The sequence below is a fragment of the Streptomyces sp. MspMP-M5 genome (assembly GCF_000373585.1).
Lineage (GTDB): Bacteria > Actinomycetota > Actinomycetes > Streptomycetales > Streptomycetaceae > Streptomyces.
In genome coordinates, this window is record NZ_KB891853.1 from 392,297 (window position 1) to 405,346 (window position 13,050).

12 protein-coding genes are annotated in these 13,050 nt (G+C 65.2%); 10 read left to right on the forward strand and 2 right to left on the reverse strand.

The genetic code is table 11. The annotated features are described in order from the left end of the window. The 6 genes from B073_RS38860 to B073_RS0101835 all read left to right on the forward strand — a co-directional run bounded on the left by B073_RS38860 (position 1) and on the right by B073_RS0101835 (position 8,631). Positions 1-4,101: a phage tail protein gene (locus B073_RS38860; RefSeq protein ID WP_018536380.1), complete on the forward strand. Its 4,101-nt coding sequence runs from the start codon at positions 1-3 to the stop codon at positions 4,099-4,101. Between the two features lie 51 nt (positions 4,102-4,152). Continuing rightward, positions 4,153-4,947: a phage tail domain-containing protein gene (locus B073_RS0101810; protein ID WP_018536381.1), complete on the forward strand. Its 795-nt coding sequence runs from the start codon at positions 4,153-4,155 to the stop codon at positions 4,945-4,947. A gap of 7 nt (positions 4,948-4,954) precedes the next feature. Beyond that, complete coding sequence (locus tag B073_RS0101815; protein WP_199788081.1) at positions 4,955-6,160, forward strand: siphovirus ReqiPepy6 Gp37-like family protein; 1,206 nt, start codon at positions 4,955-4,957, stop codon at positions 6,158-6,160. Between the two features lie 92 nt (positions 6,161-6,252). Further along, positions 6,253-6,465, forward strand: a complete 213-nt coding sequence (locus tag B073_RS0101820) for a hypothetical protein (protein ID WP_199788082.1) — start codon at positions 6,253-6,255, stop codon at positions 6,463-6,465. Between the two features lie 203 nt (positions 6,466-6,668). Continuing rightward, a complete protein-coding gene (locus B073_RS0101830) occupies positions 6,669-7,364 on the forward strand; it encodes a hypothetical protein (protein WP_018536384.1) in 696 nt (231 codons plus the stop codon). Between the two features lie 157 nt (positions 7,365-7,521). Further along, entirely contained in the window at positions 7,522-8,631 is a 1,110-nt protein-coding gene (locus B073_RS0101835) for a tail fiber domain-containing protein (protein ID WP_234024965.1), read from the forward strand. A 71-nt stretch (positions 8,632-8,702) separates the two neighbouring features. On the opposite strand, the gene B073_RS0101840 is transcribed toward B073_RS0101835, so the two are convergent. After that, positions 8,703-10,112 carry a GDSL-type esterase/lipase family protein gene (locus B073_RS0101840; RefSeq protein WP_078507853.1) on the reverse strand — a complete coding sequence of 470 codons (1,410 nt, stop codon included), beginning with the start codon at positions 10,110-10,112 and terminating at the stop codon, positions 8,703-8,705. Between the two features lie 188 nt (positions 10,113-10,300). On the opposite strand from B073_RS0101840, the gene B073_RS38865 reads away from it, so the two are divergent. The 3 genes from B073_RS38865 to B073_RS0101855 all read left to right on the forward strand — a co-directional run bounded on the left by B073_RS38865 (position 10,301) and on the right by B073_RS0101855 (position 11,632). Next, the gene (locus B073_RS38865; RefSeq protein ID WP_018536387.1) at positions 10,301-10,552 is read left to right on the forward strand and encodes a DUF2746 domain-containing protein; all 252 of its coding nucleotides are present in this window, start codon (positions 10,301-10,303) and stop codon (positions 10,550-10,552) included. A 70-nt stretch (positions 10,553-10,622) separates the two neighbouring features. Further along, a complete protein-coding gene (locus B073_RS0101850; protein ID WP_018536388.1) occupies positions 10,623-11,408 on the forward strand; it encodes a CHAP domain-containing protein in 786 nt (261 codons plus the stop codon). Further along, positions 11,405-11,632, forward strand: a complete 228-nt coding sequence (locus tag B073_RS0101855) for a DUF7439 family protein (protein ID WP_018536389.1) — start codon at positions 11,405-11,407, stop codon at positions 11,630-11,632. Before B073_RS0101850 ends, B073_RS0101855 begins: the two co-directional genes overlap by 4 nt. Positions 11,633-11,685: 53 nt before the next feature. Here the strand turns inward: B073_RS0101855 and B073_RS0101860 are convergent, their stop codons facing one another. Continuing rightward, entirely contained in the window at positions 11,686-12,063 is a 378-nt protein-coding gene (locus B073_RS0101860; RefSeq protein ID WP_018536390.1) for a hypothetical protein, read from the reverse strand. A 38-nt stretch (positions 12,064-12,101) separates the two neighbouring features. Between B073_RS0101860 and B073_RS0101865 the strand changes: the two genes are divergently transcribed. After that, entirely contained in the window at positions 12,102-12,623 is a 522-nt protein-coding gene (locus B073_RS0101865) for a hypothetical protein (protein WP_018536391.1), read from the forward strand. Positions 12,624-13,050: the final 427 nt, after the last annotated feature.

Genomic DNA, 13,050 nt, shown 5'->3' on the forward strand with positions numbered 1-13,050 from the left:
TTGGCAGCGGGGCAGATCATCGGCCGGGTAGCCGTCAAGGTTCTCCCCGACACGAACGACTTCCGCAAACGAGCGGAACGCGAACTCGATCGCATCGAGCAGCAGCTCGACAAGATCCGGGTCTCCACGAAGCTCGACATGTCCGGCCTCTCGCGAGAGCTCGTCGAGGAAATCCGGAAGATCAACAAGCGGAACCGGCGACTCGACGCTCGCAAGATCCGCTTCTACACCACGATCAGCACCGACGGCATGGCCACCGCCGTGCGGAACGCGGCCCGCGAGCTCCAGCATCGCGCCGACTCCCAGAAGATCGACTTCAAGGTCGACGACCTGAAGGCGGCCGGCAAGGTCGCGCTGGAGCTCGACCAGGAGTCCGCACAGAGGGTCAAGCACAAGCTCAAGGACTGGGCGGACGATCTGAGTCCGCTCAAGATCAAGGTGGAGCCCGATCTCGCCAACGGGACCGGGGCCCGGATCTCGGCCAGGCTTCAGGTGCTGACCCGCCCGCGCACCGTGCCGATCGTCCCGAAGCTGGACAACACCGCTGTCACCAAGGTCGCCACCGCGCTCGCCGCGCTCAGCGGGGCCAGAGTGCTCAACCGGATGTTCGAGCGGCTCAGCAACACGCTGAAGAACCTGGACAAGAACGTCCCCGTTATCGGCTCGCTGGCCCTGGCCATCGCGGGCCTGGCCGGTTGGGGGCTCTCGGCAGCCTCGAACCTCGCCGCGCTGTCCGCCTCCCTCGCGAAGATCGGCGCGGCGAGCCTGCTCCTGCCTGGCCTGCTCGGCGGCATGGCGGTCGGACTCGGCACCACCATCGCGGCCTTCCGCGACTTCAACAAGGTTCTGCCCGAGGTCAAGACCCAGCTCTCGGGGCTTCAGGACACCATCTCCGAGAACTTCTGGGCGAAGGCCGCGGCTCCCGTCAGGGAGATGGTCGACGAGCTCCTCCCGGAGTTCACGGCCGGTGTCGCCAAGACGGCCACCCAGCTCGGCGGCTTCTTCGGCGGTCTCGCCAAGTCCCTTCAGGGCGCACTCGATCCGGCCCTGAACCAGATGTTCACCGACCTCTCGGCGTCGATCACCATCGCGACGACGGGCACCGGGGCCTTCGCGAACATCATCGCGGTCCTGGGCAAGGTCGGGACCTCGTATCTCCCGCAGCTCGCCCAGTGGTTCGTCGACATCTCGAACCGCTTCTCGGACTTCCTCAGCGGTGCGGAGGCCGACGGCCGGCTCAAGGGCTGGATCGACGAGGGCATCGAGAACCTGAAGGATCTCGGCCGGGTGCTGTCCAACCTCGGCGGGATCTTCGCGGGCATCTCGCGGGCTGCTGAGGCGGCTGGTGGCTCCTCGCTCGGCATGATGGCCGACACCCTGGAACGTATCCACACCACTGTGGACAGTCCTGGGTTCCAGGAGGGGCTGACCGGCGTCTTCGTGGCCGCCCACGAGGCGATGAACCGGATCGCCACCATCTCGGGCCCCGCGGTAAAGAACCTGTTCAGCGAGTTCGGCCAGCTCGCAGAAACGATTCTTCCGCAGGTCGGCACGATCATCGGCACGGCGGTGGAGGCCATCGCCAGCGCGCTGGCACAGCCCGCGGTGACTGAGGGCGTCAAGGCCATGTTCACCGGCCTCCAGGCGGCCGTCTCCGCCCTCGCCCCGGCGATGGCCCCGCTCGGCCAGGCCCTGGGCGCGCTGATGCAGGTCATCGGCGCATTCGCCGCCATGCTCGGCCCGCTCATCGCTGCCGCGCTGGTGCCACTCGCCAACGCCTTCACGGCGCTGGCTCCGTCGATCATCCCGATCATCCAGCTTCTCGGCGGTGCGCTGACCCAGGCACTTCAGGCGGTCGCGCCGATCCTGGCGCAGCTCGTTCCGGTCGTGGGGCAGGCACTCGGCTCCGCGTTCCAGACGCTCAGCGGCGTCCTGCCGACCATCGCCACGGCGTTCGGCCAAATCCTTCAGGCCGTCGCCCCGGTAGTCGCGCAGCTGGTGAGCGCGCTGGCTCCGATCCTGCCGGTCATCGCGCAGCTCTTCGCGCAGATCTTCACAGCGGTCGCGCCCTTGATCTCCGCGCTGGCCGACGCGTTCGCGCCGATCCTGCCGGTGCTCTCTGAGGCACTCCAGCAGGTACTGACCGCGCTCCAGCCGATCATCGAGGTCGCGCTTCAGATCGTCACGGCGGTGATCAAGCCGCTCCTGCCGATGCTGAGCGAGGTTATCCAGTCGGTGCTTCCGCCGCTGGCTGATGCGATTCAGCGGCTGCTCGAAGCGCTCCAGCCGGTGTTTGACGCCCTGCTGAAGGTCGTCAACGTGCTGATGCCGGTGCTCGTTCCGGTCATCCAGTTCATCGTCGAGCTGCTCGCCAAGTCCCTGGTCGATGCGGTCAACGGCGTCGCGCTCGTCTTTGAGGGCCTCGTCGAGATCGTGAAGGGCGTCTGGGACACCATCGTCGGCGTCCTCAAGATCGCCTGGGGGCTGATCGAGGGGCTGTTCACCGGCAACTTCGACACCCTCAAGGAGGGCTGGTCGCAGTTCTGGTCCGGCATCTGGAGCTTCGTCAAGGGCATCTGGGACACGATCCTCGGCGCCTTCAAGACGTTCCTGAGCGTCGGCATCCTCGGCGCGGCCGGCAAGGGCCTGAAGGCCATCGGCGCGGCGTTCAAGTCGGGCTGGCAGGCCGTCAAGGGATTCGGCGAGGCCGCATGGACTGCGATCAAGTCGGGCTTCGGCTCTTTCGGCTCGTTCCTCGCGAACCTGGGCCGCTCGATGATGTCCCGTCTCGGCAACCTGTTCTCGGCCGGATGGTCGGCGATCAAGGACGTGGCCGGCAGGGCAATGTCCGCGCTCGGCCGCGCCATTTCCACCGGCATCACCGAGACGATCGGATTCGTCCGACAGCTGCCTGGCAAGGCCAAGGACGCGCTGAGCAACCTCGGTTCGACGCTCGTCGGCGCCGGTAAGGCACTGATCCGCGGCCTCATCGACGGCATCAAGTCGATGTTCGGCGCGGTCAAGAACAAGCTCGGCGAGCTGACGTCGAAGCTGACCGACTGGAAGGGGCCGGCGCCGAAGGACGCCGTGCTCCTCTACGACGCCGGCCGGCTGATCATCAAGGGCCTGGTCAAGGGCTTGGAGTCTGAGTTCGACAGCGTCAAGGCGGCGCTTACCGACCTCACTGCGAAGATCCCAGCGAACGCCAGCCTGGGCCTGAAGGACCGGATCAACAAGGATCGAACCCAGCTTCTGAAGCTGGCGGCCCAGTGGGATGGCGGAGCCAAACAACTCGAAGCCGCCCGCGACAAGTTGGACCGACTCCGCCAGGAGGCCGCCGACTACGCGACCCGCGTCACGGACAGGATCATCGACACGGGCAACGTGACCCGCTTTGAGAACTCCTCGTTCGCGGGCATCGTCTCGGGTCTGCAAACGGCCGTCGAGCAGACCAAGCGGTTCGCGAAGGCGCTGGCCGACCTCAAGGCCAAGGGCCTGGGCCAGACGGCCATCGACCAGATAGCCAGCGCCGGGCCAGAGGCCGGGCTCGCCGCAGCCGAGTCGATCGCGGCGGCCGGCAAGGAGGGCATCGCCGAGATCAACCGTCTGCAAGTCGAACTCGCCAAGTACGCGGGCCAGGCCGGGAAGACGGCCTCGGATGCGATGTACGCCAACGGCATCGCCATGGCCGAGGGTCTCGTCAAGGGCCTAGAGGCGAACCAGAAGTCCATCGAGAAGCAGATGCTCAAGATCGCCGACGCCATGGTGTCGACGATCAAGAAGAGCCTCGGCATCCACTCCCCCAGCAAGGTCTTCGCCAAGCTGGGCGGATTCGTCGGCCAGGGGTTCGCCAAGGGCATCGAAGGCGAGTCCGATCGCGTAGCCAAGGCCGTTGACGCCATCACAGCCCGACCGAGCTCCGCGGACTACGCCAGCGCCGCCCGGTCCACCTCTGCCGCGGTGGCCGCCGGCCTCGGCGCCAACTCAGGCGGGGGCGCAACGAAAATCCTCAACTACTACGCGGCTCCGGGCACTTCGTCACTCAGCTCCGAAGAGGAGCTGTTCGCCGCAGCCCGCCGCGCACGAATGGTGGGATGGTAAGTAACCGCACTTCTCCTTGAAACCGAACGAGACACGCTCGACCTGAACGGGGTGGCACGCCAGGGTTCCGGCTTCCAGGCCACGGCAGGGATGACCGGGCTCGGCCTGCCCTCCGTCTCCGCTCAGTGGCTCGAAAGCGCCGGGGACGGCAGCCGTTTCCGAGGACAGCGGGTCCTCTCCCGAGATCTCGATGTCCCGCTCGACATCGTGGGCCGGGACCGTGAACACCTGCGGACGCTGATATCCCGGCTCGCGCGGGCAGTGGCGGGCGAGTGCACGCTCGTCCTGCTCGACGACGAAGGTGTGCGATGGTCCACCTCCGTCTACCGGACCGGCGGCGGCGACATCGAACTCAGCTCGGGCAACGACCTGCAAACGGTGCTGTCCTTCCGTGCACCCGACCCCTACTTCACCGCAAGCACCGTCGCCACTCAGGTCGTCGGCGGTGACGCCGAGGCCAACCCGTTCCTGTCCTCGCTGACGGCCCTGCCTTTGGCGGCGTCCCAGGCAATCGGGGAAATCCAGCTCGACAACGTGGGCGACGCGGACGCCTACCCGGTATGGGAGGTCTACGGGCCCGGCCATGACCTGACAGTGAAGTCGCCCACGGGCGAGTCACTCCGCTGGACCGGGACACTCGGCGCCACGGAGAAGCTCGTCCTGGACACCCGCACCGGAACAGTCAAAGACGGCACGGGCGCGAACCGGTACTCCCTGCTCGCGCCCGCGCCCCGCTTCTGGACCGTGCCACCCGGTATCTCGACCGCGTACGTCAGTCTCCTCGACACCACCGCGGCCTCAAAGATCGTGTGCCGGTGGCGTCCACGCCGATGGATGGTGATCTGAACTGAAGTTGGAAGACCTCACCGTCGAAGTACGGGATCGGGAGCTCACCAGGTTGGGCCTGATCCGGCCCGAGGAGCTGGCATTGGAGCTGACCGACACCTTCAACAACGTCGGTACCTGGAAGGCCACGCTTCCCACCGAGCACCCCCTTGCTGACACTCTCCGTCTCCCGGGGGCGGGACTGATCATCACCGGTCCCGGCGACGTGCTGATGTCCGGGCCGGTCACGTCGTCGGAATACGCGGCAACTCCCGAAGATCTGCACGGCTCCATCGTCTTCGAAGGCGTCTCGGACTCGGTGATCCTCTCCGACATGCTCGCCTGGCCCGAGCCGTCGAACCCCGATGTGACAACACAGCGCGTCGGGCACGACGAGCGCACCGGCCCGGCCGAAACCCTCATGCACGCGTACGTCGCAGCCAACTGCGGCCCGCTCGCACCACCCGCCCGGCGCCGGGCCAAACTGGTAACGGGAGTCGACCAGGGCCGCGGGCCGACTCTCTCCAAGAGCGCTCGGTTCCCCACCCTCGGGGAACTGCTGAACGCCATCGCGGTCGTGGCCGACCTCGGATTTCGCATCGTCCAGCGCGAAGACCAGCTCGTGTTCGAGACGTACCAGGTCGCGGACCGCACCAAGGAGGTCCGGCTCGACGTACTCGCCGGCAACCTCGCCGGGCAGCGTGTCACCGTATCCACGCCCGGGGTTACCCGCGTGATCGTGGCCGGCCAAGGCGAGCAGGAAGACCGGACCTTCGTGCCCGTCGACACCGCGACTTCGGTCGACGCCGAGGGTGTCTGGGGCCGCCGTATCGAGCGGTTCGTTGACCAGCGCAACACCAACAACCCCGACGAGCTCAAGCAGGCCGGCAACGAAGTGCTGGCAGACGAGGGCTTCACCGGCACCGCCGTACAGGCTGTACCAGCGGCGGACGACGCCGCCGAGTTCGGAAAGGACTGGGGACTCGGCGACCGCGTGACTGTCATCGCAGGCGGCCAGGAACTGACCGCCCCTGTAACCGGGATGGTGATCAAGGCCGACAACCAGGGCTTCACAGCTGGGGCCCTGCTGGGCGACCCCACCGGCTTCGATCCGCTCGCCGCCTCCGCTCAGCGCACTCAGACGAGCGAGCGGCGGATCTCGGCGCTGGAACGCACCGCGGAAGGCGGCGCTGACCCGACCAGTCACGTCATGACCCTGATGGGAGCGTGGTAGTCCTGCCCAGCACACCCAAGGCGTTCTACCGGGGCACCGTCCCCTCGAACTGGACGGACGTCTACACAGCACCCGCGTCCGGCCTGGCCGTTGTGACCAGCATCGTCGCCAGCAACCCAGGGGGGACCGCCGCCAACGTCAGTGTGCACTTCGGCGACGTCGTCCTGCTTCCCGGCGTGGGCATCCCACCGTCCGGCGTTCTCACCCTCGATGTTCGCCAAGTCCTCAATGCAGGCGAACTCATCAACGTGCGCGGCTCAGGAGCCCTTGCACACCTGCATATCAGTGGCGCGGAGGTGAGCTGATGGCACTCAGCGTCTGGCCCGACCCGAGAGACTCCGGAATCGTCGGCCCCACCGGGCCAACTGGCCCGCAGGGACCGAAGGGCGACACAGGCCCGGCAGGGCCGCAGGGACCGAAGGGTGACGCAGGTGCCACCGGGCCGCAGGGACCGAAAGGCGACGCGGGAGCCAACGGCCCTCAAGGGCCCAAGGGTGATCCAGGTTCGGTGAACACGGTCAACGGCAAGAGCGGCCCCGACATCACGCTGAACGCCTCCGACGTATTCGCCATCCCCTCGTCGTACCAAGGCGCCCCCAACGGCGTCGCTTCGCTGGACGCGGCCGGGAAGATCCCCCTCGCCCAGCTCCCGGACGTATTTCTCCCTTCCGACCTCGGCCTGAAGGCGTGGTCCTTCGACCCAGCGATCGGCGCCTCGGACCTCAAGTACCCCTCTTCCGGCTCTCTGCGCATCACAGCAGTACCGATCCATGCGACGACCATCGTCTCCAAGATCGTCTGGCACTTCTTCGGCTACGCCGGAGGTCTCCTCCCGGGCTCAAATGCCGGGATCTTCAACGCCGCCGGCGCGCGGCTGGCCCAGGTTGGCGACATGACCGGCACCACGAAGGTCCCCGGCGTGCACAACGTGGGTGGCGAGACGGTCGCCGCACCGCTCACCGCAAGCATCTCCTTGACGCCCGGCATCTACTACGTGGCCTGGTGGTTCAAGTACACCGCGAGCCCCATCGATGGCCCCGCCATGCTCGTCGCCGACTCTGCCGCGCCCAGCCCGCCAGGCAAGTTCGGCCTCAATGGCGTGCACCGCTACGGCGTCATCTCATCGGTGCCCAGCTTCCCGAGCACGCTCAACTTCAACGCCTTCGGGGGCGGCCCGAATCGCTTCTGGGCCGCCCTCGCGTGACGACAAGGACCCTCCTTTGGCAAAAAGCTCCTACCCGTTCGACAGCCAGGCCACCACGGAATCCCAGTACAGCCGTCTCTTCCGCGAGCTCCAGGACAGCGGTGTCGTCGGCTCGGCGGACGGCCCCGATCTGAAGGTCACCGCGGACGGCTCCGGTATGAAGGTCTTCGTCCAGCCTGGCTTCGCCATCATCCGCGGCCACGCGTTCTTCTCCACTGCGGCGGAGAGCCTGAACATCGCTGCGGCCGACAGCGCCGAGCGGCGGGACCGCATCGTCCTACGCCTTGATCCGGCCGCAAACCGCATCGACCTCGCCGTTCTCAAGGGCGTGCCCGGCGGCGACGCGATCGGAGCAACCCAGACCGACACCGACATCTTCGAACTGTCCCTCGGCCTGGTACGCGTCTCCCCCGGCAGCACGAACATCTCGGCGAACGCCGTGATCGACGGACGGCGATACTGCGGATCACGCATCGGGACGTGGACCACGAACACCCGGCCCACCACGCCACGCGTGAGCCAGCTCGGCTTCAACCGCACCGCGAAGGCGTGGGAATACTGGGACGGCACCAACTGGACTGACTTGGCACCCACAGTCACGTGGTCGAACATCTCAGGACGGCCAGCGACGTTCGCCCCGGCCCCGCACTCCCACGCGTGGGACGAGATAGCCGAAAAGCCGGGCACGTTCCCTCCCGCCGGCCACGCGCACGACTGGAACAGCGTCACCGGCAAGCCCGGCTCTTACCCGCCCTCGTCGCACTCCCACTCCTGGGCGTCGATCACCGGCAAGCCGGGCACGTTTCCGCCGTCGGGCCACTCTCACTCGTCGTACCTGCAAGCCGGGGACACGATCGCATGGGCCAACGGCTCGAAACAGCCACACAGTCGTGGCGTCTCGGGCTCCGGCACGTACTACGCCGTGTGGGTTCGTGGTGACGGCGGCTTCTGCCGGAACACCTCCTCGATCCGCTTCAAGGAGAACGTCCGGGACTACGAGATCGTCCCCGATGACGTGCTCGCCCTGCGTCCGGTTGTCTACGACCGGAAACCGGAGGACGGTCAGCCCGGCCAGAAGAACGAGGTCGGCCTGATCGCGGAAGAGGTCGAGAAAACCCTCCCGTGGGTCGTGAACTACCTGGACGGCGAGGTCGACGGTCTCCGGTACGACCTCCTTGGCGTCGCGCTCCTGTCCGTCGTACAGGACCAAGAACAGCGCATCAAAGAACTGGAGGCCCGGATGAAGGGCACTCCGCGTGACGATTGAGCGAGCATCTTGGGCTCGACCGATCCGGGCCGCCACGGCCCGGATCGGTCTTGCCGAACCTACCGGAGAAGTCAGTGCGCTTCCGTCACGATGGCCGTGGTCTGGTCAGGGCGAGCCCGCCGGGTGTCGGCGGTATTTGCGATCTGGCACTTGCCTACGTAGCGGGCGTCTGACGCCGTCATCTGCTTGAAGAAGCTCGACAGGCAGGCAGCCTCGGACTGGGTGCCGAGGTAGTTGGGGTGGAGAGACTCCTGATTCTTCTGAGCATTCGTGGTACCCAGGTGAGTCTTGAGGGGGTTGAGGTTATCAACCCAGCGCATCCACTCCAACTGATCGGCGCCGTACACGCCCTCGGCGCGTCGTCGCGTCCCCTTTCGAGTATCCACCTGGAGATTAGCGTTCTTGTGACCCAACTCGTGCCCCTGGAACGCCTCTGTCGGATCGAGATAGTTGACTGATGCGTTAGCAGCAGCCTTACTGAGGGCTTCATTCAGGTTTTGGTTTACCTGCTGGAGCAGATCCACAGAGTCGTCGTCGAAGGGGTACCCCAGTTTCTTGTAACGGACATAGGGAGGAGTACCCGAAGTCGGGCGAATATCCTCCTTCTTCGCGATCGGACGCGGATACCCCTGAAGGATAATCCGCGGCGTGGGCTTTTTCTTCCTCTCGAAGGTTTCCTTCACCTTGACGAGGACCTTTTCAACCTTCGCCGTAACGTCTGAATACGCCTTGGCGTCAGGCTTCGCCAAGGGATTCGATGATTCGCAGTTGCCGCCAGCCAGCGGATAGAAGAAGTACCTCTTGGCGCACGTCTTCACCAGACCAGCGAGCTTCAGGTCATTACCTCCGACCGACACCACCACCGTGTCCACATCAGCCGACTCCAGCAGCGAATCGAGCTGCTGGATCTGCGGCTCCTCACCCTTGTGCTTCTTGGTGAGGATGTCGTCGGTGGTAGCACCGGAACACGCGAGGTTCCGCGTCTGCCCCGCGTGGCCGATGTCGGCCACCTGGATCTCTGCCGCGTCCGACCTGTGACACCCCGGTGTGTGGGTCTTACCTGGCTCCTTCGAGGTGAAGGTGCCGCCCGGGAAAATGTCATCCCGAGACTTCCCGCTGAAGAGGTCAGGGTCCTTCTCCATCCAGCCGGGAATGGAGAGCTTGTTCTCCCTATTCGTCACGCCGCTACCACCGTCTTCATCAAGGGAGTTACCGAACCATCGGGCCCCTTCCCCCGCAATGTACGAGTCCCCTAGGGAAACCGCCAATGCCTTACCGGTGTCCTCAACGTGCGCACTACTGCCAGCCGCCTGAACCGGAGAAGCGATAAGGGCGGAGGAGACAGCCGAGCCGATAAGCAGCACGCACCAACTCCGCGCACTCATACCGACTTTGTTGAAACGCAAGCCCATGGCAAACCTCTCTGAGAGCAGTGAAGGTACCCATGCCTGCCGCACAGGCCCGTTGAGTAGTGCCGACATGCGCACTCCACGGGATGGAACTTGGCTTGCGAACAATCAAACGAAACGCATATCTCCTGATGTGAAGGGGGGTAGATGCGGAGCGCGCCGGCTGCACGTGCGCCCCTTGGTTTCCCTCACCTACGCACTCTCGACAAAATTACGTCATCGATGTGCCCAATTCGTCGATGTGACGATCGCTTTCGTCGGTGTTCTGGTCGTCCTCCATCACCAAAGGGCGCAACCACGTCAAGAAAGCCCGCTACCAAGTCGCCAACACTCATTCGACGAACCCCCGCGACGACGTGGACCGCGTCATCGAAAGTCTCGGCCGCGTCCTCGACGGCCAGGAGCAGCACACCGAGGAACTGACCTTCCTACGCCGCGAGATCGCGCACGAACGAGTTGAGCGCCTCGCCGTCGCCGAACGCCTCGACAACCACCTGGCCGACGACAACTGACCAACCCAGCAGGGCCCCTTCTCCGCACCGGAGAGGGGGCCTTCGCCATGCCCAAAGGAGCACACAGCACATGGGCGATGCCCAGAAGATCATCAACACAGCAAAGGCTGAAGTGGGCTACCACGAAGGCCGCTCGAACGGCCACTGGAACAACTGGCAGAAGTACAGTCCGGCCGTCCCCGGCCTGGAGTGGAGCCAGAACCAGGCATGGTGCGCGACATTCATCTCCTGGTGCGCGATGAAGGCTGGACTCGCCGGCCTCTACCCGCGCACCGCATCGTGCGCGACTGGCGTCGCCTGGTTCAAGGCGCGCAACCGCTTCTCGGAGTACCCGGCCGTAGGCGCCCAGGTCTTTTTCGGTCCGGGCGGCGGATCGCACACCGGGCTCGTGTACGCCTTCGACGGCGACTTCGTCTACACGGTCGAAGGCAACACCAACGGGGACGGTTCGGCCGAGGGCGACGGCGTGTACCTGAAGAAACGCCAGCGCCGCAGCTCGTACGTGTACGGCTACGGCTACCCGGCCTTCGCGGAGGGCGTCGACTCAGCGGCCCCGGCCTGGAAGGACAAGAAGCCGACCGCGGCAAAGCCGAGTACGGCGATCGTGTCACTGGCGTCCGGGGTGAAGCCGGGAGTCCGCCATCCCCAGGTGCGGGAGCTTCAGCGCCTTCTGATCGCGGCGGGCTACGGCCCGATCAGGGGCGCGGTCACGGACTACTACGGGGCCAACACCCAGGCGGCCGTGAACCGCTTCCACCTCAAGAATCCGCAGTACATGAGCAGGGGCACCACCTACGACCCGGCGATCGGCAATGCCGGGTTCATAGGGCTCCAGAAGCAGGCAGGTCGCCGATGAGCAAGACGAAAATCCCGGGATTCAAGCCGATCAACCTCGTCAACCTGCTGCCTGTCCGCTACCGCTCGCGCGTCGGAGCGGTCTTCGCCGTGCTGGGAGTCGTGGTCAGCATCGTGTCCATCGTCTATGCCGACAGCCCCGAAGTGGCAGTGATCGTACAGATCCTGACCGCGCTCGGCGTCGTCGCGCCCACCGAGGACGAGCCGGACGATCAGGTCGACTGACCCTGAGGGCCCGCCGACCCGAGCCACGGTCGGCGGGGCCTTCTTCCTTTGCGCTACTTGCGCTTGGCCTGTTCGATCTCGTCGATGGTCATGATCTTGGGCCGCCGTGCCGATTGCGCCTTCTTGGCTGCTGTCTTCTTCGCGACAGCCCTCGTCGCGGGCGCGACAGGCTTCTTCGCAGCGGACTTCCGCGAGGGTTCGGTCGTCTTCCGGCTCTCCGGCGACTCACCGGGCGTGGCGTCCCGCGTGACGGATTCACCGCCATCTACCTGCGGATACTCCGCTTCGAGGACCTGCTCCAGGACCTTACCGTGATCGGCGCACCGGTCAGTTTCGGCTGCACGCCCGCCCTCGGTGACGGTGTAGCGACGAGTCTCGACACCGACCCTCTTGCAAACATCGCAAACTCGCACGTTAACCAGCACAGCCATCGCACCCAATCGATTTTCTTGACGAGTCAAAGTCTCGCGTGTCAGTCTATGAGCGTATTCAGGCGCAGTGGCACCGCATCCTGCGCCGGGAGGTTGCCAGACGCCGAAGGGACAACATGCCCGCCAAGAGCAAGATCCAGGACGAGCAGGAAGCAATCTGTTGGATCGAAGAGGGCAGACCCTACTCCTGGATCGTTGACGAGTACAAGAAGAAGTACAACATAGAGACCAGCCCTTCCCTTTGGGCTTCCTTCCGCTCACGCAGGGGCCTCAAAAGGCGTACCGCAAGGAACACCGATCTCATTCCTTGGACGGTAAAAGAAGAGCACTGGTTCGCGTACCCATTGGCGATGCTACGCATTGAGGCGCGCGTGCGCGAGGGATTTGACCTGCGCGAGGTTGACGCCAAGCGTCACGCTTCTTGGAAGAAATTCCTTGAGGAAGAGAACGCAGTGGTGTACTACGACGCTGACACCGAAGAGGGCTTTTTCTACGTCCCGCGTGAAGATGGCGATACCGACATCATTCGCCAGCCCAAGCAGGCTACACGCAAGCTCTGACACTCGACCCAGCACAGAGGCCACACCTCCCGAGCTGCGCAGATGTCCACAGAACCGCCACCCCAGGGATGACAGCCCCTGGGGTTTGCTGTACCTCCGGAGCTGACGCGTCACCCTTCCTTCAGATCCCGAACTACCTCACTCCGCTCGACGCGCCCGAAGTTGACCATGGGGTAATAAAAGGTAAAATCGGAACATACGTTCGGCGCACGCGTTCAAGGTGAGGACCGCCTTGCGCGCATGAAAGAGGAGGGCAGTGCATGACGCACGGCCGCGGGGTGGTCTTCGAAGTTGAGGGGAAATCGGTCGGGAGTGCGGAGCGGGATTGCACGCCATCTGTTGCGTTGCACGTCGACCATGAGTCCTTCGACTTTCACATCACGGCCGGCCCCGGATATCGGGCTAACGAAATGCGTCGCGTGCTGGC

What these genes read in the sequence shown, in the direction of transcription:
- B073_RS0101835 (WP_234024965.1), top strand. Translation starts at nt 7,522, where the DNA reads ATGAAGGTCTTCGTCCAGCCTGGCTTCGCCATCATCCGCGGCCACGCG.
- B073_RS0101840 (WP_078507853.1), bottom strand. Translation starts at nt 10,112, where the DNA reads ATGTCGGCACTACTCAACGGGCCTGTGCGGCAGGCATGGGTACCTTCA.
- B073_RS0101850 (WP_018536388.1), top strand. Translation starts at nt 10,623, where the DNA reads ATGGGCGATGCCCAGAAGATCATCAACACAGCAAAGGCTGAAGTGGGC.
- B073_RS0101855 (WP_018536389.1), top strand. Translation starts at nt 11,405, where the DNA reads ATGAGCAAGACGAAAATCCCGGGATTCAAGCCGATCAACCTCGTCAAC.
- B073_RS0101860 (WP_018536390.1), bottom strand. Translation starts at nt 12,063, where the DNA reads ATGGCTGTGCTGGTTAACGTGCGAGTTTGCGATGTTTGCAAGAGGGTC.